This window comes from Alkalihalobacillus pseudalcaliphilus (assembly GCF_028610675.1).
GTDB classification, from domain to species: domain Bacteria; phylum Bacillota; class Bacilli; order Bacillales; family Bacillaceae_D; genus Alkalihalobacillus; species Alkalihalobacillus pseudalcaliphilus.
On sequence record NZ_JAQQWS010000001.1, the window covers coordinates 956,076 to 978,164 of the forward strand.

Consider the following 22,089-nt stretch of genomic DNA (forward strand, 5'->3'; position numbering starts at 1 on the left):
ACTAACGATCACTTCTCCTTTTTTTCTTAAAAATAAAATCATTATATGTCGCTAACGTATCGGGAAAAATAAGCTGACGACGATTCATCAAAAACTGAACCGTATTGTGTAACGATTGTAAAATCGCTTCATCCAAATCATCTTCAGCCAATGCCCTTACCTCATCAACACCTTTAAAATGCCTACCCGGTTCTATATAATCAGCTAAAAAAATCACTTTTTCTAAATCGTTCATCCCTGGTTTCCCGGTTGTATGATACGCAATCGCACCTAAGATCTCTTGATCGCGAATCCCCACCTCATGCTGCACATAATAAGCACCACACGGAGCGTGAAGAAGCTCATCACCATAGTCTAAAATTTCAAGCCATTGTAACTTCTCACGAATTAAGCTTCTCATTTCATCCTTATTTCGAAACTTGGCATAATCATGAAAAATAGCAGCAATTTCTGCTTTCTTTTCATCGACTCCAAACTTCCTTGCTAGCCGTAATGCTGTCTGCATAACTCCTAATGTATGTTGATAACGATGTTCAGTTAAGTGCGGTTGCACGATTTCAAGTGCTTTCTCTCTCTCCATATAACCCCTTCTTCCTAATGAATGCCTCAACCTCTGGCACCACCATATAAGAAATTGATTTTCCAAGTTTGACTCGCTCTCGAATCATCGTTGAGGATATATCCAATTGCTTCGTTTCAATTTGAATGATGGTTTCATGAGGAAGCCGTTCCATTGATACCCCCGGGCGCTCTACCGCTATAAATGTCACGTTTGAATAAAGTTGTTCGATACCTTTCCACGTATGAAGTGTGGCTAACATATCACCACCAACGATAAAATAAAATTGAGTGTTATCGTACTTTTCCTTCAAGTGCATTACCGTATCAATTGTATAGGACACACCTTTTCGTTCTAACTCGACTGTAGAAATAAAAAATTTTTCATGAAAAGCGGTACTCTCTTCAAGCATTTTTAAACGTTCTACATTACTGGACATTGATTTTTTATATTTGTGAGGTGCTGTATGAACAGGAATAAACCAAACTTCATCTAGCTCACATGATTCCATCACTTGTACAGCTGTTAACATATGACCAATATGCGGGGGATCAAAGCTTCCACCAAATAAACCAATTCGTTTCATAATGTTCTCCTTTATCGTTTGGACACCTTTATTAAGGGAGAATAAGTTGTTTATTTTCTTTTGATTCTTTGTATAAAACAATCGTATTACCGATAATTTGCACAATGTCTGCTTTTGTTCCTTTGGCAAGCTCTTTTGCGACATCTCCCTTATCAAACTCACAATTTTGTAAGACGCTAATTTTCATTAATTCTCTCACTTCAAGAGCATCAGAAATTTGGGCAATCATATTATCGTTGACTCCACCTTTCCCTACTTGGAAAATAGGGTTTAAATGATGAGCCTTTGAGCGTAAAAATCTTTTTTGTTTTCCAGTTAACATCGTATACCTCCAAGTTGCTTTAACACAACATCTGTCATTTTTTGACGGTTTGGTTTTTGTTCAGTCCAATATTCAAACGAGAGTGCTCCTTGATTCACAAACATCCCAAGTCCATTTAACGTTAGTGCTCCCATCGCTTCAGCTTCCATTAATAGTTTGGTTTGAAGTGGGTTATAAATAAGATCACTAACCACTGTATTTTCTTTGAGATGTGTTAGCGAAAGCGGGCTCTCATCCGCATGTGGACTCATACCAACGGATGTTGTATTTATAATGATATCAAATTTGTGTAATGTATGTTCAAGTTCAGCTATACTCATAACTTCTGTCACGGTGTTTCCGTTTGGAAGACGTTGAAGGAGGGCTTCAGCTTTTAGAACCGTCCGATTAGCGATGACCAGTTGAGATACTTGGGCATTGATTAGAACTGTGGCAACAGCTCTTGCCGCACCACCCGCTCCTATAATCGCCACATTTTTACCTACTACGGTTTCCGTTAGCTCTAATAAAGATTCTAAATACCCTCTACCATCTGTGTTATAACCGATAAGTCTGCCGTTACGATTAACAATCGTATTTACGGCACCGATTTGCCGGGCTTCTTCGTCAACTTCATCTAAGTACTCCATAACAGCAACCTTATGTGGGATTGTGACGTTTACCCCACCTAATTGTAAGGCTCGAATACTTTTAACAGCCTCTTTTAATTGTTCAGGTTTAACTAGAAATGCATGATAATTAGCCATAATATCGCAATCAGAAAAAGCGGCCTCTTGCATAATCGGTGACATCGAGTGGTGGACTGGGTATCCAAATAAACCAAATACCTTCTTCATAATCTTCCCCTCTTCCTAATTAAATAATAATGGAATCACGTAATGAAACCGTTACGCCTTTAGGCACATGTGCAACAATATCAATATTGGAACCGTTAATTGTTACAAAACCTAATCCAGAGAAAACAACATCCATTTTATTCTCTTTAATTCTAAATGTTTTTTTCGTTAAAGGTGGAAATGACTCTTTTGTATCTGGCCCTGGTGGTGCAAGCAATTCCCCTAAATGATTTTCATACAGTTCATCTGCTTTCTCTAATTTCGTTCTGTGCAGCTTTATTTCATTTGAAAAGTATGAAACAAATGAACTTCTTTCTCCTTTGACGAAATCTAGACGAGCTAAACCACCAAAGAATAATGTCTGGCCGTCATTTAATTGATTGACCATTGGTTTAATTTCTTTTTTAGGCGTAATAATTTTTAATTCTTTTTTATCCATATAATGAGCCATCTGGTGCTGATTAATAATCCCTGGAGTGTCATATAGGGTTTTACCGTCATCCAAAGGAATATCTATCAAGTCTAATGTTGTACCAGGAAAATGAGAGGTTGTAATCAGCTGGTCTTCATCTCCATCAAATCCTCTAATCAATTGATTAATAAAAGTTGATTTACCAACATTCGTAGCCCCTACTATATATACATCTTTTCCTTCTCTTAACTCGTCAATAGCACCAGCAATTTCAAGGACACTATCACCTTTAGCAGCACTCATTAATTGTACATCAATTGGTTTTAAGCCTAAATCTTTCGCCGATTTTTTTAACCAATTGATTAACTTATTTCTTTTAAATGATTTTGGTAGTAAATCCACTTTATTACCTACTAATAGGACATTATTTTTGCCTACAAAACGATGTAAGCCATTGAGCCAGCTTCCGTTAAAGTCAAAGACATCAACTATTTTTACGATTAAGGCATCTTCTTGTCCAATTGTGTGTAACAGTTTCAAGAAATCATCATCTGTTAATGAAACGTCTTGCACTTCATTATAATGCTTTAAGCGGTAGCATCGTTGACAAATAATCACATCACGCTTTAAGGCTGAACTCGGTGCATAACCTAGTCCTTTAGGATCCTCTGTTTGTACGCGCACACCACAGCCCGCACAAATTATTTTTTCATCTGACATTAATCTTCCTCCCATTGTATTAAACCTTTTTGACGCATTTTCTTTAAAACAATTCGTTCCATTTTTCGGTTAAATTTCGTAATGAAGCCATCTGTCTTAGCCACCGGTACCACTAATATTGTCTGTAAACCAGCTCGGTTCCCACCTAATACATCCGTAAAAATTTGGTCACCTACTACAACGACTTCGTTAGGGGCGAGTCCCATATCTTTACACGCTCTCATAAAAGCACGGCGCATCGGTTTTTTGGCACTATGAATATACACAACACTTTCTGGGTCAGAAAAGGCTTTCACTCTTTTTTCCGTATTATTAGAAACAATCGTCACTTTCATTTCTAAGTCTTGTACCGTTTTAAACCACCCTTTGACTTCCTCTGTGGCTAGAGCTCGATCCCATTCTACTAGTGTGTTATCTAAGTCTGTGATAATACCTTTAATGCCAAGTTCTTTTAATTCAGTCAAGTTTATTTCGTAAATGCTCTTTACATACTGGTTCGGAAATAAATTTTTAAACATTGTACGCACCTCTTATCACGTTCTTCTTAACCAATCTTTAACTATACCTATATTTACGACAAAATTCAATTGAAAACTTGGCATAACCCGTACTTTCGATATTTTGTATGAAAGTTAGTGCGAACATAGAGCGTTACTCGTCGCTACCGAAACTTATGCTACTCGTCCTGCGGGGTGGCGCTGAGCTAATCGGCTACGCCGCTGGATCTCAGCTCTGCCACTACGTCCCGCGGGAGTCTCCGCATATTTTCGTCCGCTGGATTACTGGAAATTCTCAGGTTCAAACAACAATCCAAGATCATTCATTTAAATTGAGAAAGATCAAAACCAAATTGCATCAAGAGCTGAGTTGGAAAGGGCTTATCGCCACTTTCGTTCTTGTTTGTGGCGAAGCTGGTTTTGGCTTTGCCATGTGGGTTTTATATGAAAGTTACTTATGGGCGTTGTGCCTTGAAGTTAGCACGTCATCCATCTTACGATAAATGACCTTAGTAGGACAGTGCTCCCTGTTTGTTCAGACCGACTCCTGATGGTGATCGAGTTGTACATGTGCCAACAGTTTGAACAGTCGCCACTACTTTCATCTTTGTTGGTGGCGAAGTGAATCGGGCTTCGCCATCTGGGGTTTGTATTACTCTTCGCTACCGGAAATCATATTCCACTGGGTACTACTTATGCTGTCCTCATACCGCTTTCCACGACAACATAACGACACCTCTGCTCTAAAGTTTCCCTCACCAATGTTTCTAGATACCACTTCTATTATTCAGTCTGCTCATTTAACAAGTTTTTTAAGTTAGAACTAGTTCTTATTGTTTTTTTAGAAAACTTTTCGACAAATTCTAATTGAATTCTCAACTGTGGATAAAGTTATGCACGAATTAAACCTTTTATTAACTACACTTATATCCTTTTAATCACAAGTAACCCACAGGTTATCCACTGGGATTTGTGGATAAAACGAACGGTTGTTCTATTCAATCGAACATGATAGGATTATTTTAATAAATCGATTAACTTCTGACTTTCTGAAACTTTTTGAATAATGAAACGTAAATGGATTAAATAAACATCTTAAAGGAGGTGACCTGTCAAAGGTCTGACAGGAACTTATGCAAAACCTTTCCGATGAATTATTAATTGAGACATACCACAAAGCTGTTGAACTTAATTTAAATCATGATTTTATTGAATTAATCAAACACGAACTTCACAATCGTGCTCTATTAGACAAAATAAAACTCAGTTCCTAAAACTATCTTATTTCCCATCCATTCCAGCATAACAAAGAAGAGAGTCGAACTCTATCGACTCTCTTCTTTGTTGTTAACCTCTGACTGTTCTTTAGGAATGACTTTTATATACTGTCTAGGTGCTAGACGCTCCTTCTTTATGCGCACACCGTCGAGCTGCTGAATTTGATAACCACGTTCTTGTTCAACATATCTGGAATCCAAATTAATATACCAGGCACCGATGAACATTAATATAAAGACAATCATACAAAAGATCACTTTTGAGCGTAACTTCATGGTACTCCCTCATTTTTAAATTTGATGTACCGAAAACCTAAGTTATCCTTACGTTCGCCCAAATCGTCAATAAATATACACATTTAGCTTTTAATCATCGGAAATTACCTTTATATCAGTACTTAAACAATTTTTTACTACGATTTCCAAATAGCTCTATTTTCAAAGTCTACATATATTAATAAAATAAAAAAGTTCAGGAAACACTAGGATAAGCATGTTTGATGCGTGTTTATGCAAATTGGGTTATAATCTTACTTAGTGCGAAAGAAAAAGATGTTTCGCTTACAATCGTAAAGGGGAGTTTAAAAAAGGGCCCATTTCAATGATCAACATTTTTTAAGGAGGTATGTGTGTGTTTACAGCTTTACATTGGGCTACGATTTCACCCTTATTGTTAGCCATTATTATTCCATTCATTTATAAGTATGTTCGTCAAATACATACGGGCTGGTTCGTGTTAATTTTGCCGGTCATACTGTTTATCTATTTCATTCAGTTTCTACCAACTGTCTCAAATGGAGATATCATTTCAAACTCAGTTCCTTGGGTGCCATCCCTCGGGATTCATTTTAATGTATATGTAGATGGATTAAGTCTATTATTTGCATTACTCATTACCGGAATCGGTTCCCTCGTTGTTCTTTATTCGATTTTCTACTTATCAAAAATCAAAGAGCAACTCCACAAATTCTACGTATATCTACTGTTATTTATGGGAGCTATGCTAGGTGTTGTTTTATCCGATAACTTAATCGTTTTATACACATTTTGGGAATTAACAAGTTTAGCTTCAGCTTTATTAATTAGTTATTGGTATACGAGAAAGAAATCTCGTGATGGTGCCCAAAAATCAATGCTTATTACGGTATTCGGTGGTTTTTCGATGCTCGCCGGTATCATAATGCTCTCGATTATTACGGATACATTCTCTATTCGCGAAATGATTGCACAAGCAGACATCATTGCAAGCAGTGAATTATTTATCCCTGCCATGCTCTTTATTTTACTCGGAGCATTTACTAAATCAGCGCAATTTCCTTTCCACATTTGGTTACCAGATGCGATGGAAGCCCCTACTCCAGTTAGTGCATATTTGCATTCCGCTACGATGGTTAAAGCAGGTATCTACTTAGTCGCAAGGTTTACTCCTATCTTTGGTGGTGCCGCAGAATGGTTCTGGATTATCTCAACTTTTGGTATCGTCACTTTATTATGGGGATCATTGTCGGCTGTTCGACAAAAAGATTTAAAAGGAATATTAGCCTTTTCAACGATAAGTCAGCTAGGGCTCATCATGACTTTATTAGGATTAGGTTCGGCTACCCTTTATTTTACTGATGGACAAAATGTTGAAATTTACTTAGCGGCCATTGTTACCGCTGTTTTCCATCTTATTAATCATGCTACATTTAAAGGTAGTTTGTTTATGAGTGCTGGAATTATTGATCATGAAACAGGTACAAGAGATATTCGTAAGCTGGGCGGTCTTATGACCATTATGCCAATAACCTTTACGATGTCTTTAATTGGATTAGCCGCTATGGCTGGTTTACCACCTTTTAATGGATTCTTAAGTAAAGAGATGTTCTTCACGTCTGTTTTACATGCAACAGAATTCGGGATATTTAATATGGAAACATTCGGTATGCTCTTTCCTGTTATTGCTTGGATAGCTAGTATATTTACATTCTTATACTGTGCCGTTATGTTTTTCCAAACTTTCACAGGCAAATTTGAACCAAGTAACTTTAAGAAAGTGGTTCATGAAGCACCGGCCGGCTTATTAATAAGCCCTCTTGTATTAGCTTCATTAGTTGTGATTTTCGGGTTCTTCCCTAACATTTTATCTAAATCAATTATTGAACCAGCCGTGGTTTCCATTGCACCGATGCTTGCCGACAGTGCGTATTTAGATGTCGACATTTATATGTGGCACGGGTTTAATACTGAATTAATGATGACGATTGGTGTCGTTGTTTTAGGTACTATCTTATTCCTTCTTATGAATAAATGGGTAAAGCTCTCTATTTATAAAAAAGAACGCGATCCATTCAATCGTGTTTATGATGGCCTTTTAGCAGGTGTTTCAACGGGTGGACGCAAGCTAACTGATTCTTATATGAAGGATAATTTCAGACAATATTTAATTTACATTTACAGCTTTATTGTGTTGTTCCTAGGTTATATGATGATTCATTTAGATGTTATTGCTCTATTCCCAGAAGTCTATGCACCGATCGCCTTCCATGAAGTGACATTAGTTGTCATTATGATTGCTGGTGCCATTACAGTTGCTGTTGCAAAAACACGCTTAACTTCTTTAGCTGCATTAGGAAGTTTAGGCTTTGCGATTGCTATTTTCTTTGTGCTATTCCGTGCCCCAGATCTAGCTTTAACTCAATTAGTTATTGAAACGGTGTCAACATTATTGTTCTTACTTTGCTTTTACCATTTACCTCTTTTCAAAGAAACGATTGATTCAAAATCATCACAAATTGTAAATGGTATTGTTGCAACGGGCATCGGTGTGCTCGTTACCGTTCTTGCGATCTCTGCACATAATAATCGCTATTTTGATTCATTAGTGGACTTTTTCGTAGATGCTAGTTATGAGCAAGCAGGTGGAAACAATATGGTTAACGTTATTCTAGTTGACTTCCGTGGATTTGATACGTTATTTGAAATTGCTGTACTAGGCATTGCCGCCATTGGTATTTATGCAATGATTAAAGGTAGTATTAAAGAGGAGGAATTATAATGCACCCAAATGATGTCATACTCCAAACTGTCACAAAAGTCTTGGCATTTATTATTGTAATTTTCTCCTTCTATGTATTTTTAGCTGGTCACCACAACCCTGGCGGTGGATTTATCGGAGCACTTACTACAGCGTGTGCCTTTTTACTTGTTAGTGTTTCTTTTGATATTGAAACGGTCAAAAAAATGATCCCAGTCGACTTTAAAACAATTATGGCTGTTGGACTTTTGATTGCTGTTATATCAGGGGTACTTCCTTTCTTTTTTGGAGAAAACTTCTTATGGCAAACATTTGACTATTTTGATTTGCCGTTGCTTGGAAATACGGAGCTTGCAACAGCACTTGTATTTGATATCGGCGTCTACCTCGTCGTTATTGCTGTTGTTTTAGCCGTTATTTTTACAATAGGGGAGGAGCAATAACATGGAAATTATTATCTCCATATTGTGTGGTGTCCTCTTTACTATTGGGACCTACCTCATTCTATCGAGAAATATAACAAAAATTGTAATTGGAACAGCTGTTCTTACACACGGTGTACACTTATTGCTATTAACAATGGGAGGTATTAAATTAGGCGCTGCACCCCTACTTGGGTACGAAGAAGCAGCTTACACGGACCCGCTTCCACAAGCACTAATTTTGACAGCTATCGTTATTAGCTTTGGTGTTACATCATTCTTGCTCGTGCTTGCTTATCGTACGTACAAAGTACACGGAACGGTTGACATGGATAAATTGAGGGGAATGAAAGAAGATGAGTAATTTAATTGTTTTTCCACTATTAATCCCTTTTCTAGCTGCAATCATTCTTCTTTTTATTAGAAAGAGTGTAACTGCTGAGCGTATTCTCAGCATCATTGCTGGGATTGCAACCATCTTAGTCAGTGGCTGGTTAGTGATAGATGTTTATAACCAAGGAGTTATCTCTTATGCAGTCGGTGGTTGGGATCCACCATTTGGGATCGCTTTAGTTGCCGACCCTCTCTCTGCACTCCTTGTTTTATTTGCTAGTATTGTTGTTTTTGTATGTGTTTTGTTTTCGATTAAAGGAATTGATGAAGTTCGAGTCAAATTCTATTTCTATCCACTTGTCCAATTTCTACTTCTTGGCGTAATCGGTGCTTTCTTAACAGGGGACATATTTAATCTATTTGTATTTTTTGAAGTGTTATTAATGGCTTCTTATGGTCTAATAACACTCGGTGGCTCGAGAGCACAGCTTCAAGAGTCGATAAAATATGTGTTGATTAACGTCATTTCTTCTGCTTTCTTTATTGCAGCAGTCGCTTATCTTTATGCCGTTGTCGGGACATTAAATATTGCTCATTTATCAGAACGTGTTGCTGAAATCGGACAGCCAGGTATTGTCACTGTTATTGCCTTCTTATTCCTAATTGTATTTGGAATGAAAGCAGCGATTTTTCCACTTTATTTCTGGTTACCGGGCTCTTATTCTGCTCCGCCACCTGTTATTACCGCCTTATTCGCTGGTCTTCTAACAAAAGTAGGAATTTATGCGATTATGCGTATCTTTACGATCATCTTTCATCATCAACCGCAAATCACTCATATGGTCCTTGAAATATTAGCGATTCTAACGATGGTTGTTGGTGTTATCGGTGCAGTTGCTTATAATGATATGCAAAAAGTGGTTGTTTACAACGTTGTCGCTGGTGTTGGGTTTATTATTTTTGGAATCTCTTCTTTTAATGAAGCAGGACTTTTCGGAGCTGGTTTTTACCTATTGCACGATATGCTTATTAAAGCAGCACTTTTCCTATTAATTGGTGCGATCATGATTGTCACACAAACATCATCGATGAAGAATGCTAGTGGTTTAATTAAGCAATATCCACTACTTGGTTGGTCATTTTTAATAGCAGCACTTTCTTTAGCAGGAATACCTCCCTTTAGTGGATTTTTCGGGAAACTATATTTATTCCAAGGCGGTATTGAAGCCGGACAATATATTTCCGTTATTATCATGATTTTTGTTAGTCTACTCCTCCTCTACTCCGTTATGCGTATCTTCTTTAACGTTGTTTTAGGGGAAGAAAATCATGCTTCTCAAAACGAGAAAGCGAATATTAAAGGGCTTCTTTACCCTAGTATGATTCTCTTATTTTTATCATTTGTGATGGGCTTTGGTGCTGAGTTCTTTGTTCCACACCTAACAAATGCTGCTGAGGTGTTACTAAACCCGGAAATTTATATTGAAGCCGTATTAAAGGAGTAGATTTATTATGATGTCTTTTCAGTTACTCATAAATTTCGCACTGGCTATTGCATGGATGCTTTTATATAATACGTATGATTTAAAGACTTTTATTATTGGCTATATAATAGGTTTCATTATTCTAGTTTTAATGAGACGTATTTTCCCGTCAAGGTTATATATCATTCGTATTTACGGGGTCATTCACCTGTTGTTTGTGTTTATTAGGGAACTTTTACTTTCTAACTTGAGTGTTATGAAAATTATTATGAAGCCAAAGCTAGACATTAAGCCTGGTATTTTCACTCTGCATATAGACTACAAATCCGATTGGGAATTAACTTTGCTTTCCCTTTTAATTTCATTAACACCTGGAACAGTCGTGATTGATATTTCACACGACAAAGAACAAATGTATATTCACACAATGAATATTGATGACCTTGAAAATAGTATTGAGCATATTTCAAACTCCTTTCAAAAAGTGATTTTGGAGGTGAGCAGGACATGATTATTAATGCGACGATTGATTATTTCCTTTATTTTGGCATTGCCGTCATTTCTGTAGGTCTTATTGGAGGCGTTTATCGTATATACAAAGGGCCAACACCAGCCGATCGACTTATGGCTTTAGATACTATTGGAATTAATATTATTTCAATCACAGCACTTACAGGTATGATTTTACGTACCTCTGCTTTTTTAACTGTGATTCTCCTTGTAGGCATTCTAGCGTTTATTGGTACGGTAGCCTTTGCTAAGTTTATCGAAAGGGGTGTTGTTCTTGAGCGAAAACGTAATCATTGATATTATTGTTGCTGTGTTTGTCGTCCTTGGTTCCATTATCTCCCTAGTAACGATGGTGGGATTAATCCGACTACCTGACACGTATACACGTGCTCACGCAGCAAGTAAAAGTGCTACGTTAGGAGTTTTGTTAATCTTACTAGCAGCACTCGCCTTTTTCTATCCAGAATACGGATTTGATGCAAGAATTTTGTTAGCGATTATTTTTGTATTTGTTTCCTCACCTGTTGCTGGTCATTTAGTCAGCCGTGCTGCCTATTTCTCTAACGTACCGCAATGGGAGAATGCTGTACGAGATGATTTAAAAGAAGTACTTGAAAAACGTAGAAAGCGTTATGAAATGCAGCTCGCTAAGAAAAAAGGTGACGAAGGTCGAAGACTGAAAGAGTTTGATCGTCGCAAAAAAGAAGAAGAAGAAGTCAATCGCCATGAAGGTGAAATGTAATAGACAAACAATAAAAAGCCGTCACGATGCTTAAGCAAAGTGGCGGCTTTTATTACTGTTTTTGAAAAAAATGCATAAGATGTTTGTTCATTTCTTCGATACTCAATTGATATTGATGTCTTTTCCAATACATAATCATACCGATCGTTGCACTCGTAATCATTGATAAATAAAGCTCTCGATTTAAATTGAAAGGTAGCATTTTTAAGTTAAGATTCATGGAAACGTCCATAATCGTTTGGTGATATAGATTCATGTATTTTATAGGGGCATGTTCAGAGAAAATGATCTCATAAAAATCTTTATGCTCTAACACATGTTCAAACAAAGGAGTGATTGTTGACTCACTCGAAGACGTATTCCTTTCGTAAACCTGACGATATTTCACTTCTAATAATCCAATCACTTCATTAAAATATTCCTGAAACAGCTCCTCTTTTCCCAAGAAATGTGCGTAAAACGTTCCTCGATTAATTTCAGCTTCCTTGCATATTTCTGAAATGGTTATCTCTTCTAACGTCTTCCTCTTTAACAGCTTTATGAACGTATCAAATATATTTTTTCTTGTTTTCTTCACGCGTAAATCATTCATATTCATAAAAAATTCCTCACTTATCGTACAAGTCTTTAAAAGTTGTTCATTATCCTACAAAACTGTATCTTTTGCATATTGTAAGCCTTTACATAAACAAGCTATACTTTTAGTATACCAAAGTTCCTATAGGAGGCTAACCATTATGAATCAAGTTGTTCTTATTACAGGTGCGGCTACAGGCTTAGGTCGTGCCACTGCCTTAAAGTTAGCAGAACAAAGCTACCGTCTAGCCCTTGTCGATTTTAATGAAGAAGCTGGTTTGCAAACAACCGAGGAAGTGAAAAATAAAGGTGCCGAGGCTATTTTTATTAAAGCCGACGTGTCCAATGAAGATGACGTCAAACTTTACGTCAAACGTACTGAGGAAACATTTGGACGTATCGATTATTTCCATAATAATGCAGGCATTATGATTCCTTTTCGAATGATCCATGAGTATTCAGCAGATGAGTATGATCGCTTAATGAATATTAACGTAAAAGGTGCTTTTTTAGGCATTAAATACGTCATTGAGGTGATGCTCAAGAACGGTGGGGGTACGATTATTAATACTGTATCATCCAACTCTTATAAACCAACTGCTTATAATGGAATTTATTCTGCCTCCAAGCATGCTTTAGCCGGTATGACAAAATCGATCGGTCAAGATTACCAAGACGTAAATGTCTATGCGGTTGGTGTTGCTCCTAATACGATGCAAACGAATATTGCCGCAAATGCAAGCACGACTTTTACGCCTGAAATTGGAGCAAAAATCGGTGCTACTACGGGTCCAAACATTGCAGCAACTGCCGAGGAGATTGCCGATGCTGTCATTTTTGCGATGAATAATGGAAAAGTATTGACAGGTTCCATTATTAACTGTGCTGGTGGACAAATTTATAACTAAGAGGTGGATAACATATGAAACGTTTAGAAAATAAAGTAGCGATTATTACAGGTGCAGCATCAGGTATGGGAAAAGCAACCGCTAAGCTTTTTGCCAGTGAAGGGGCGAAAGTCATTGCCGCTGACATTAATATCGACGGTGCTAAGGAAGTTGTGAAGGAAATTAATGACGCTGGATTTACTGCAATTGCTCAGCCAGTTGATATCGGTTCAGCCCAGCAAATTGAGGAAATGGTCTTAGCAGCGAAAGAACATTTTGGTCGCTTGGATATTTTGCATAATAATGCAGCACGCCTTAATTTTTCGGGCGATGTCGATGTGATGAATATGGACATTGACGAGTGGACAGAAACATTACGTTATAATTTGACTTCGGTAATGTTAGGGACGAAATTCGCGATTCCTCTTATGTTAGAAAATGGCGGTGGCTCGATCATTAATACCGCTTCGATTGCAGGAATTCACCCTGAGCTTTCTAAGTCTGCTTATTCTGTCGCAAAAGCTGGTGTTATCTCATTAACTAAATCGACAGCGATTCAATTTGGCAAGCAAGGAATTCGTGCCAATGCCATTGCACCAGGGATGGTGCTTGAGCCTGAGATTGTTGAAAACGGCCACGAGAGCCTAAAGCAATACGCTCAGATTTTTGAAGAAACAAAAGCAACGCCACGTATTGGGATTCCATTAGACATCGCTCAACTTGCCCTTTATTTAGCAAGTGATGAATCTTCCTTTATTACCGGACAAGTGATTTCTGCTGATGGCGGCATGACCGTTGGGAACCCGACGATTAGTGCGATTAAAAAGGCTGGTATTGGGTGGTAGAAAGTGAAAAAAAATAGATGACACTTGACTGTCATGAAGGAAAGTCGGCATGGTACAAATTGTATCTTGTCGACTTTTTGTAGTAACCTAACAACCATCATACTTATTATAATACCATAGCTTCATGACACATAATCTTATACAATATTAATAATCTTAAAATTACTGCTGAAGTTATGATATGAAAAACTTTTCAAGGAGAGTAGGCAAAATGATAAAGACTCTTTTACCATTTTTTCTAATTTTGTTTTTTTAATTGGTTGTAGTAATGGGCAACATTCATCTGAGACAGCCGTTACAACAACAGGTCAAATAATTGCTGAAGAACAGTTGTCCCAAAATAAAGAAGCTGATTTTATATTTATTAATGATGTTGTCTATATTTTTTCACAAAAACACATCATAGAATCACCTAAAGAACTTGAAGAAATAGCAATAGAATCAGAATATCATATGGAAAATAACTCAAATACAGTTTCTGCTACTAAACTTCAACCAGGTACGAAAATTTTCAAATCAGATAACCCCGACATTATATATGTTGTAAAAGATGACGAATACCTCTTGTATGAAGGCATTCCAGAAGGGTGAAAAAAATAGCGCCCTATTTAAAAGGGTATCGTAACGTTGACCTTTATTGACACTTGGCCCAAGCGTGTTAGGTTATTCCATCTAACTGCCTTGGGTCTATATCTTATCCGATTAATTTTACATGTTCTAAAAAGCGTTCTACTTTTTTATTTCGCGCCCTCTGTTGTCAATAACATCCCTATCTTTTGGCCCATTTGAACGGAATCTCCTTCTTGCAGATGTTCAAATTCCATCATAGTAGGCTCAAAGAGCAGGATGACTGTCGAGCCAAAGGAAAAATAGCCGAGCTCTTCTCCCTTTTTTAGCTGCTCGTGTGAATGTGTAAGAGCAATTGTATTAATATTCATCGCCCCCACTTTAGCCATGATGACATGTTGATTCATCACGCACAGCTCTGTTAACGAGCGATAATTATGCGATAATGGCTTTTTTCCATATTTTAATCCTGCATCATTGACAGGGTATGAACGTTTTCCTAGCTCCCATTGCTTTGTGATTTCTCCCGTAAGAGGACTATGTATACGATGATAATCTTTCGGACTTAAGTAGAGGACGATGTAGTGTCCATTCACATACTGCTGTGCTTTTTCTCTGTCTCCTAATAAATCAAGCAGTTGATACATTTGCCCTTTAACTTGAAACTCACTTTTAGGTGTCAATGTACCCAAGGAGGCTATTTTGGCGTCCACAGGACTAACAATACTTGTTTCCTTATCATCCACAGTACGAACCCCATTTTTTAATTTCCTCGTAAAGAAAGCATGTAGACTTTGATACTCTGTTATTGACTTTTCAGCTTCATGCATGTTAATTTGAAATGTTTTAGCAAACGCCGGTATAATGCGTTTACTTATTTTAGATTGAGCAAAACGCATGATTATCTTCGATTGAAAAGGTGAATTACTCAATTCAACAAATATCCTGAACAATTTTTGTTTCAACGACCTGTCCCCCATGTACCTGTAAATATTTTTGGCAATCTTTATCCTTTTAGTAGTGTAAACACCCTGTATATGATAAGATTATACTTTAATAGCGCATGTAAAAAAATGTACCATGATTTATTTTAATATGCGATTTTTTTGAAGGAAGTTTCATAAAGATATAGAACAACCTATGTGATTATTAACTCAAGGAGTGAAATGGATGTTGCTATTACAACGCCTTGACCATACGAAAAAGAAGTTAAAAGGACAAATTGCCAATATCCTGACTCTATTAAATCTTAGTTTAGGTGCATTTGCAATCCTTTTTACGATTCAAGATCAGCTACGACTCGCTTTACTGCTCATTACAATCGCTGCTGTTTTTGATCGTTTAGATGGTGCTGTTGCCCGTAAACTAAATAGTACGTCAGAGTTAGGAAAACAACTGGACTCATTATGCGATATGATTTCTTTTGGCGTAGCTCCAGCCTTATTAATTCATCAAGCGGTCTTATTTGAATTTGGTTTTGCAGGTGCATTTTTTGCGATTGTTTTTATTATTTGTGGTGCGATTCGATTAGCGAAGTTTAATATTACCGAATCTAATGGTTTCTTCTTTGGCCTCCCTATTACAGCTGCCGGTTGTATGTTAACCATTTTAACTCTTCTTGTCGCCTATATTCCGGAATATGTATTTATGCTTTTCACTTTAATCTTAGCTTTTCTTATGATTAGCCCTATGAAAATTCGAAAAATGTAATATGACTTTTTAAGAAGGATTCGTTCTTTATTCGACATTATCACTAAAATATACGAAGAAATGTCAAAAACGGTGAAAATATTGGCTTAATATGAATGATTTTCCTTCGAAAGGCTTGACAGTCATAGGCTTGGAGAGTAAATTGTAAGTGCAGGCTTTAAATCAAGGCAGATTAGCTTGCTATAATGCAGAAATAAGCTTTTGTTTTCTAAAATGATAGAAAATAAGTTTTTTCTAAACAAGGTATGAAAGGGAGTTTTTTTCATGAACAAAACAGACTTAATTAACGCAGTATCAGAGCAAGCAGACCTTTCTAAAAAGGATGCTTCTAAAGCAGTAGACGCAGTATTCGAAAGCATTACTTCAACATTAGTAGAAGGTGGCAAAGTTCAATTAGTTGGCTTTGGTAGTTTCGAAGTACGTGAGCGTTCTGCTCGTAAGGGTCGCAACCCTCAAACAGGTGCTGAAATTGAAATTCCAGCAACTAAGAACCCTGCATTCAAGCCAGGTAAGCAATTAAAAGACGCAGTAAACTAATTACACATATGTAATGAACATTAAATCGAAGCAAAGGATTAACCTCCTTGCTTCGATTTTTTATTTGAAACCGTATCAAGACCTCAGCCGCACATTTTATTTGCTCACTGCATAACCACCTCTTCGATTTACATAGTACCCTACTGCTCTTCCCACTTTTTTACCAACTATTTAGCTGAATGGTCAATCATTTTCATTGCTTGTATATGCATTATATGTTAATTTGAAAGGGATAAATGATATAAGTTCGTTCACTAGGGGTGCGTTTATTTGTGCTGAGAGAGGCTATGAGCCTTAACCCTTTTTACCTGAACTAGATAATACTAGCGGAGGGAAGTGGAAGTAGACAAAAGTATGCACGTTAGCGACGTGTACTTTTCTTACACTTGTTTACAACTCCTCTTCTTTTTAGAGGAGTTTATTTGCGTCGTCGTACGCTCTAGTGACTAGCGAACGAGGAGGATGATGAGAATATGAAATTTTCACAGCGCTTATATGAAGCAGCTAAGCCTATTTGGGAGAAGAGTCATTCACACCCATTCGTACAAGGAATTGGTGATGGAAGTCTCGACATTGAAAAGTTTAAATTTTTTATGTGTCAAGACTACATTTATTTAATCGATTACTCGCGGTTATTTGCTTTAGGTAGCTTAAAAGCTTCAGACTTAACGACTATGCAAGTTTTCGCTAAAATGCTACACGTAACATTAGACGAAGAAATGAGCTTACACAGAGCTTATGCGAAGCGTCTAGGCATATCTGAAGAAGAGCTTGAAGCGACAAAGCCAGCACCGACAACTTTAGCCTACAGCTCTTATATGCTAAACATTGCTCAACGCGGTTCACTAAAAGAACTATTAGCAGCCATTATGCCTTGTACATGGAGTTATTATGAAATTGGTTTGCGTTTAAGTGAAATTCCAGGTGCCCGTGAGCACGAATGGTATGGTGAGTGGATTAGAATGTATGAATCAGATGAATTTGGCGCTGTAGCACAGTGGCAAATTCAATTAATCGATGAATTAACTGCTTCTAGTACGGAAAAAGAATTACAGGAGTTAGAAGAAATTTTCCTCACGACGAGTCGTTTTGAATATATGTTCTGGGATATGTCCTTTGAGCAAACATCATGGCCTATGGAAGATTAACGTTTAATACGTACCGATCAAAAAAAGCTGTTCTAAGGGGATTTCCTTAGAACAGCTTTCATTATGATTAAGAAAATAACCGTCCCCATGTTACAGGGCCTACTTTGCCATCGACAGCTATTCTTTCCTTTCTTTGAAAATCTCGAACCGCTCGCTCCGTATTTGGTCCAAAAATGCCGTCTGCGGTTACCCCTATTTTCCTTTGAACAGCACGCACATCCTCGCCCCTCATATTAGGGCTTCTCAGTGTTAATAATCGTGTATATTTAGGCGTCGCTGGTTGCGCCGGCTTCGGATTATCAATCGCCGTCCATGTCTTTGGACCAACTATACCATCTGCGGTTAAGCCTTGAGCTCGCTGAAAGGTACGTACTCTTTGCTCGGTCGCCGGACCAAAAATACCGTCAGCAGTCGCTCCAGTTGCTCTTTGAACGACTCTAACATCATCGCCACGCATCATAGGTGTTGTATTTCTTAGTGTCCTTCTCTCGGTCCCTCCACCAGATGTCGGAGGTGGCACCGGTGGGGGTGCTGGCTGCTCTTCTAACGCGGCAAGTGCCCTTTCTAAAGCCTTAAAGGTTTGCTCTCCGACGATACCATCAACGGCAATCCCTTGTTTTTGTTGAAATGACCGAACCGCACTTTCTGTCTCTGCACCAAAATCCCCATCTGCTCCAAAACGTGGCAATACTTCACCTAACTTCAACAAGTCTTGCTGCAGTTGACGTACAGCATTACCCTTGCTCCCTCTTCTTAAAATAGTGGCCCCAATTTGTTCACCACCAACGTCAGGTCTAACAATCAAATCGACTTCCTGTGCTTGTCGCACCTGTCCTATAAAAGTTGACCAATCTTTCAAAAGAGTAGCTGGACAGTTTTTCCCCGTCCAATGTTGATGGGGAACTACTCGGTCAATCGGGATTTGATGGGCCCCCATCAAAAACCGAATTAATGTGATGGCATGTTCCCTTGCTTTAGCAAATTGACCATCGCTATTCACACAGATTTCTATACCAATAGACTCTCGATTTCCTTGACCTGTGCCCCCATCCCCTGCATGCCACCCAATCTCATTGGTTGGTAGGTGTTGGTAAATAATTTGTTCATCATCAACCGTATAATGCCAACTTACTGATGTGGATGGATTCTTTACATATGCAGCATGCATACGTGCATTTGCACCATTTCTTCTATTTGCGGTCTCATGGACAGTGATGAAGCGAGCATTCATCCTTGTACCAGGACGATTGCGATTACTTGTCGGGATAAAGTCCTGTCTAATTTCCATACTTATTCCTCCTTAACTAAAGATTTCCTGATATGATTACACATCGCCTTTGTCTTCATGACTTCAAGCGACCTACTAACACTGTATGTCTACTTCATAAAAAAGCTTAGGACAAACAGGAATTTTTTCGTTATTTACTAAATCGAAATCAATATCGTGAATGGGGAATGCTTTTGTATGTTTTGAAAAGACCTTTTCAATTATTTTCTTTATCTCCCTGCTGCAACCCTGTTATAAATTCCACTTTTTCTCATTGCATAACGAACATATTTTCGCATATAATACAAATACGAACATAAGTTCTATGAAAGGGAGGGGTTAAAATGAGGGTTATTTTTTTGATTGATATGCAATCCTTTTATGCATCGATCGAAAAGACACGCTACCCCGAGCAACGTGACAAACCACTTGTCGTATCGGGTGACCCAGCACGGCGTAGTGGCGTTATCCTCGCCGCCTGTCCGATTGCCAAATCCTACGGCATTCAAAACGCAGAACGCTTGTGGGAGGCCGAACAGAAGTGTAAAAATTTATTGATTGTACGCCCACGTATGCAGGACTATGTGGAAGCCTCAATCCAAATAACAGAAATTTTAAAGCAATATACAGACCTCGTCGAGCCATTTTCAATTGATGAACAGTTTTTAGATATCACAGGGAGTCAGCGGCTGTTTGGCACACCGCACCAAATCGCTCAAAAGATTCAAAAACACATTTGGGATCACATGCGTGTACGTGCTCGTATTGGTATCGGTGAGAACAAAGTGCTAGCAAAGATGGCTTGTGACTTATTCGCCAAAAAAAACAAAGATGGGATTTACTGGTTAAAGCAAGACCAACTCGAACAAACCCTATGGCCACTACCTATTGAAAAGCTTTACGGCATCGGTCGACAACGCCTTAAACATTTTCGCAATATGGGGATTCGTACGATTGGTCAATTTGCTCATACCCCCCTTGAGCACTTCAAGAAAAAATGGGGGATACCAGGTCACGTTCTTTGGATGACAGCCCACGGCATCGACTATTCGCCCGTCACCACACGTTCACATGATGGGCAAAAGGCAATTGGTCACGGTATGACTTTGCCACGTGATTATGACAATCTCACAGATATTCGAGTTGTTTTACTCGAACTTTGTGAAGAGGTATGTAGACGAGCACGCTCAAAGGGCGTTCAAGGTGAAACTGTGAGCCTCAGTATTTCTGGTGCAAGTTATGAGCTCCCACAAGGTTTCCACCGCCAACTTAAAATCGAGCAAGCGACCAATATAACCTTAGAACTTTTCCACGCCGCTTGCCAGCTATTAGAGCGCTTTTGGCAGAACTATCCGATTCGTCGCCTAGCCGTCTCGCTCTCGTCTCTTTCAAGCGATCAAGAAATTCAATTAAGCCTTTTCGAACAAAATCGCGATCGGTTGTTAAAAATCGGGTATACCATGGACAAAATCAACAATCGTTACGGAAAAACGACATTAATGCGTGCAACCTCGTTTCTCTCTGCAAGCCAAGCAAAGGATCGAGCCGCTAAAATTGGAGGACATTACCGATGAGTGAACATTTAAAGAGAGGTAATTTATTATGGGAAGGAAGCCGAATGTTTTTACCTGAGCATAAAGAAGCCTTACTTGAGCTAAAAGAAAAAGAGAAGCGACAAGTAAAGCCTGAACTTGATGATCAAGCCTATCACGAAATGGGGATGTACCTTTTAACCGCTCTTAACTATACAATGCCTGTACGTATCCACTATTGGGAACAGCATCGTATGAAAAAAACAGAAGGACTTATTGCCCATGTAGATGAATGGAACAAGCACATTCATCTAGAGACCAATCAACATAAGCAGCGCATTCCTTTCCACGCTTTAACCGAAGTCGAATTTTTATAGTTTTAGAAAACTCCTCACTAAGCTCAGCATTCAAGAATCTTGATATTTTATTGAAAAACGATAAATAACAAGTTATACTAGATAAAACTAGTTTGGTGAGGTGTTTGACTTGCAACATGTATCAACACAGCTACTAAAAGTAGCCATCATTGGTATCGCACTTATCATAGCTGTTCTTGGCGTTTTTTGGCTACCGTGGCAAGCCAACTCGCTTGGTCACGTATACCCTGAATTTTTATATTTGCAATATCCACTATTAATAGGTGTTTATGCGACGATGATTCCATTTTTTATCGCTTTGTATTATGCCTATCAAATTGTTCGTTACATAGACAAAGGGCATTCCTTTACGAAGCCACCAGCAAACTATTTAAATTATATTAAATACTGTGCTTTTACTGTATGTATTCTTTATTTAGCAGGGCTCATCACATTAGTATCCCAAGGTGCAGGTAATCTCGCGGTTTGGCTAGTCACACTCATTATTGCCTTCTCCTCTTTTATCATTGCTATCTTCGCCTCTGTTTTACGTGAACTTCTGAACAAGGCCATTTATATTCAAAATGAAAATGATTTAACGGTTTGAGGTGAGATGAGAATATGGCCATTATTGTAAATGTCGATGTCATGCTAGCAAAAAGAAAAATGAGTGTAACGGAGCTATCTGAAAGAGTTGGAATCACCATGGCAAACATGTCCATTTTAAAAACCGGCAAAGCAAAAGCGGTACGATTTTCAACCTTGGAAGCAATCTGTGAAGCACTCAATTGTCAGCCAGGCGATATATTAGAATACCGACCTGACGAAGAAACAAATAAATGAAAAAATGCCCCTCTCCTTTTAGATGAGGGGCATTTTTAAGTTGCCTATTAAGGAGGACATTGACGCGACGTATGTTTATGGACAAGACACTCGGTCTCTTTTCTT

Annotated in this window: 27 protein-coding genes, 2 pseudogenes and 1 riboswitch; of the genes and pseudogenes, 19 read left to right on the top strand and 10 right to left on the bottom strand. The window is 38.1% G+C overall.

Translation table 11 applies throughout. From position 1 onward, the window contains the following. Position 1: 1 nt before the first annotated feature. Genes yqeK through PQ479_RS04700 form a run of 6 tightly spaced genes read right to left on the bottom strand, consistent with a single transcriptional unit; the run spans position 2 to position 3,953 of the window. Positions 2-580, bottom strand: a complete 579-nt coding sequence (gene yqeK, locus PQ479_RS04675) for a bis(5'-nucleosyl)-tetraphosphatase (symmetrical) YqeK (protein WP_047988802.1) — start codon at positions 578-580, stop codon at positions 2-4. After that, positions 558-1,145, bottom strand: a complete 588-nt coding sequence (gene nadD / locus PQ479_RS04680) for a nicotinate-nucleotide adenylyltransferase (protein ID WP_047988801.1) — start codon at positions 1,143-1,145, stop codon at positions 558-560. The genes yqeK and nadD overlap by 23 nt, the downstream gene beginning before the upstream one ends. Positions 1,146-1,176: 31 nt before the next feature. After that, a complete protein-coding gene (gene yhbY / locus PQ479_RS04685) occupies positions 1,177-1,467 on the bottom strand; it encodes a ribosome assembly RNA-binding protein YhbY (RefSeq protein ID WP_047988800.1) in 291 nt (96 codons plus the stop codon). Then, a complete protein-coding gene (gene aroE / locus PQ479_RS04690; protein ID WP_047988799.1) occupies positions 1,461-2,303 on the bottom strand; it encodes a shikimate dehydrogenase in 843 nt (280 codons plus the stop codon). Before aroE ends, yhbY begins: the two co-directional genes overlap by 7 nt. A 19-nt stretch (positions 2,304-2,322) precedes the next feature. Beyond that, complete coding sequence (gene yqeH / locus PQ479_RS04695) at positions 2,323-3,435, bottom strand: ribosome biogenesis GTPase YqeH (RefSeq protein ID WP_047988798.1); 1,113 nt, start codon at positions 3,433-3,435, stop codon at positions 2,323-2,325. Continuing rightward, a complete protein-coding gene (locus tag PQ479_RS04700) occupies positions 3,435-3,953 on the bottom strand; it encodes a YqeG family HAD IIIA-type phosphatase (protein ID WP_047988797.1) in 519 nt (172 codons plus the stop codon). The genes yqeH and PQ479_RS04700 overlap by 1 nt, the downstream gene beginning before the upstream one ends. 1,112 nt (positions 3,954-5,065) lie before the next feature. Between PQ479_RS04700 and sda the strand changes: the two genes are divergently transcribed. Next, a complete protein-coding gene (gene sda / locus PQ479_RS04705; protein WP_047988796.1) occupies positions 5,066-5,206 on the top strand; it encodes a sporulation histidine kinase inhibitor Sda in 141 nt (46 codons plus the stop codon). A 51-nt stretch (positions 5,207-5,257) separates the two neighbouring features. Here sda and PQ479_RS04710 read toward each other — a convergent pair whose 3' ends face one another. Beyond that, positions 5,258-5,485 carry a hypothetical protein gene (locus PQ479_RS04710; RefSeq protein WP_047988795.1) on the bottom strand — a complete coding sequence of 76 codons (228 nt, stop codon included), beginning with the start codon at positions 5,483-5,485 and terminating at the stop codon, positions 5,258-5,260. Between the two features lie 349 nt (positions 5,486-5,834). Between PQ479_RS04710 and PQ479_RS04715 the strand changes: the two genes are divergently transcribed. The 7 genes from PQ479_RS04715 to mnhG are packed head-to-tail and all read left to right on the top strand — an operon-like array spanning position 5,835 to position 11,716. After that, the gene (locus PQ479_RS04715; protein ID WP_047988794.1) at positions 5,835-8,246 is read left to right on the top strand and encodes a Na+/H+ antiporter subunit A; all 2,412 of its coding nucleotides are present in this window, start codon (positions 5,835-5,837) and stop codon (positions 8,244-8,246) included. Next, complete coding sequence (locus tag PQ479_RS04720; RefSeq protein WP_047988793.1) at positions 8,246-8,668, top strand: Na(+)/H(+) antiporter subunit B; 423 nt, start codon at positions 8,246-8,248, stop codon at positions 8,666-8,668. The genes PQ479_RS04715 and PQ479_RS04720 overlap by 1 nt, the downstream gene beginning before the upstream one ends. A gap of 1 nt (position 8,669) precedes the next feature. Further along, a complete protein-coding gene (locus PQ479_RS04725; protein WP_047988792.1) occupies positions 8,670-9,011 on the top strand; it encodes a Na(+)/H(+) antiporter subunit C in 342 nt (113 codons plus the stop codon). Beyond that, positions 9,004-10,485 carry a Na+/H+ antiporter subunit D gene (locus PQ479_RS04730; RefSeq protein WP_047988791.1) on the top strand — a complete coding sequence of 494 codons (1,482 nt, stop codon included), beginning with the start codon at positions 9,004-9,006 and terminating at the stop codon, positions 10,483-10,485. Before PQ479_RS04725 ends, PQ479_RS04730 begins: the two co-directional genes overlap by 8 nt. A gap of 10 nt (positions 10,486-10,495) precedes the next feature. Beyond that, the gene (locus tag PQ479_RS04735) at positions 10,496-10,975 is read left to right on the top strand and encodes a Na+/H+ antiporter subunit E (RefSeq protein WP_047989552.1); all 480 of its coding nucleotides are present in this window, start codon (positions 10,496-10,498) and stop codon (positions 10,973-10,975) included. Then, entirely contained in the window at positions 10,972-11,271 is a 300-nt protein-coding gene (locus tag PQ479_RS04740) for a Na(+)/H(+) antiporter subunit F1 (RefSeq protein WP_047988790.1), read from the top strand. Before PQ479_RS04735 ends, PQ479_RS04740 begins: the two co-directional genes overlap by 4 nt. Then, positions 11,249-11,716: a monovalent cation/H(+) antiporter subunit G gene (gene mnhG / locus PQ479_RS04745; protein WP_069187719.1), complete on the top strand. Its 468-nt coding sequence runs from the start codon at positions 11,249-11,251 to the stop codon at positions 11,714-11,716. The genes PQ479_RS04740 and mnhG overlap by 23 nt, the downstream gene beginning before the upstream one ends. Positions 11,717-11,768: 52 nt before the next feature. On the opposite strand, the gene PQ479_RS04750 is transcribed toward mnhG, so the two are convergent. Beyond that, the gene (locus PQ479_RS04750) at positions 11,769-12,314 is read right to left on the bottom strand and encodes a TetR/AcrR family transcriptional regulator (protein WP_047988789.1); all 546 of its coding nucleotides are present in this window, start codon (positions 12,312-12,314) and stop codon (positions 11,769-11,771) included. Positions 12,315-12,453: 139 nt separating this feature from the next. Between PQ479_RS04750 and PQ479_RS04755 the strand changes: the two genes are divergently transcribed. The 3 genes from PQ479_RS04755 (at position 12,454) to PQ479_RS04765 (ending at position 14,615) form a co-directional block, all read left to right on the top strand. Next, entirely contained in the window at positions 12,454-13,200 is a 747-nt protein-coding gene (locus tag PQ479_RS04755; protein WP_047988788.1) for an SDR family NAD(P)-dependent oxidoreductase, read from the top strand. A 14-nt stretch (positions 13,201-13,214) separates the two neighbouring features. Beyond that, the gene (locus tag PQ479_RS04760; protein WP_047988787.1) at positions 13,215-14,024 is read left to right on the top strand and encodes an SDR family NAD(P)-dependent oxidoreductase; all 810 of its coding nucleotides are present in this window, start codon (positions 13,215-13,217) and stop codon (positions 14,022-14,024) included. A gap of 330 nt (positions 14,025-14,354) precedes the next feature. Continuing rightward, on the top strand, positions 14,355-14,615 hold the full coding sequence (locus PQ479_RS04765) for a hypothetical protein (protein WP_047988786.1): 261 nt from the start codon (positions 14,355-14,357) through the stop codon (positions 14,613-14,615). Positions 14,616-14,761: 146 nt separating this feature from the next. Here the strand turns inward: PQ479_RS04765 and PQ479_RS04770 are convergent, their stop codons facing one another. Further along, on the bottom strand, positions 14,762-15,556 hold the full coding sequence (locus PQ479_RS04770) for a phosphatidylserine decarboxylase (protein WP_047988785.1): 795 nt from the start codon (positions 15,554-15,556) through the stop codon (positions 14,762-14,764). 205 nt (positions 15,557-15,761) lie between these two features. On the opposite strand from PQ479_RS04770, the gene pssA reads away from it, so the two are divergent. The 3 genes from pssA to tenA all read left to right on the top strand — a co-directional run bounded on the left by pssA (position 15,762) and on the right by tenA (position 17,986). Then, the gene (gene pssA / locus PQ479_RS04775) at positions 15,762-16,301 is read left to right on the top strand and encodes a CDP-diacylglycerol--serine O-phosphatidyltransferase (RefSeq protein ID WP_047988784.1); all 540 of its coding nucleotides are present in this window, start codon (positions 15,762-15,764) and stop codon (positions 16,299-16,301) included. 264 nt (positions 16,302-16,565) lie between these two features. Next, complete coding sequence (locus tag PQ479_RS04780; protein WP_047988783.1) at positions 16,566-16,838, top strand: HU family DNA-binding protein; 273 nt, start codon at positions 16,566-16,568, stop codon at positions 16,836-16,838. 246 nt (positions 16,839-17,084) lie between these two features. Beyond that, a riboswitch (TPP riboswitch) is annotated at positions 17,085-17,190 on the top strand. Positions 17,191-17,311: 121 nt separating this feature from the next. Next, a complete protein-coding gene (gene tenA, locus PQ479_RS04785; protein ID WP_047988782.1) occupies positions 17,312-17,986 on the top strand; it encodes a thiaminase II in 675 nt (224 codons plus the stop codon). A 67-nt stretch (positions 17,987-18,053) separates the two neighbouring features. Here tenA and PQ479_RS04790 read toward each other — a convergent pair whose 3' ends face one another. Continuing rightward, positions 18,054-19,274, bottom strand: a complete 1,221-nt coding sequence (locus PQ479_RS04790; RefSeq protein ID WP_053070396.1) for a peptidoglycan recognition protein family protein — start codon at positions 19,272-19,274, stop codon at positions 18,054-18,056. A 323-nt stretch (positions 19,275-19,597) separates the two neighbouring features. Between PQ479_RS04790 and PQ479_RS04795 the strand changes: the two genes are divergently transcribed. From PQ479_RS04795 to PQ479_RS04810, 5 genes and pseudogenes are all read left to right on the top strand, one after another. Continuing rightward, entirely contained in the window at positions 19,598-20,827 is a 1,230-nt protein-coding gene (locus tag PQ479_RS04795) for a DNA polymerase IV (protein ID WP_047988781.1), read from the top strand. Then, positions 20,824-20,914 (top strand): annotated as a pseudogene (locus PQ479_RS21865) (YolD-like family protein); the annotation flags it as partial. The gene PQ479_RS04795 and the pseudogene PQ479_RS21865, both read left to right, overlap by 4 nt. Before the next feature lie 20 nt (positions 20,915-20,934). Next, positions 20,935-21,162 (top strand): annotated as a pseudogene (locus PQ479_RS04800) (YolD-like family protein); the annotation flags it as partial. 109 nt (positions 21,163-21,271) lie between these two features. Then, positions 21,272-21,748 (top strand): DUF2975 domain-containing protein, encoded by a 477-nt coding sequence (locus PQ479_RS04805; protein ID WP_047988779.1) that lies wholly within the window; start codon positions 21,272-21,274, stop codon positions 21,746-21,748. A gap of 14 nt (positions 21,749-21,762) precedes the next feature. Further along, positions 21,763-21,984 carry a helix-turn-helix domain-containing protein gene (locus PQ479_RS04810; RefSeq protein ID WP_047988778.1) on the top strand — a complete coding sequence of 74 codons (222 nt, stop codon included), beginning with the start codon at positions 21,763-21,765 and terminating at the stop codon, positions 21,982-21,984. Positions 21,985-22,089 lie beyond the last annotated feature (105 nt).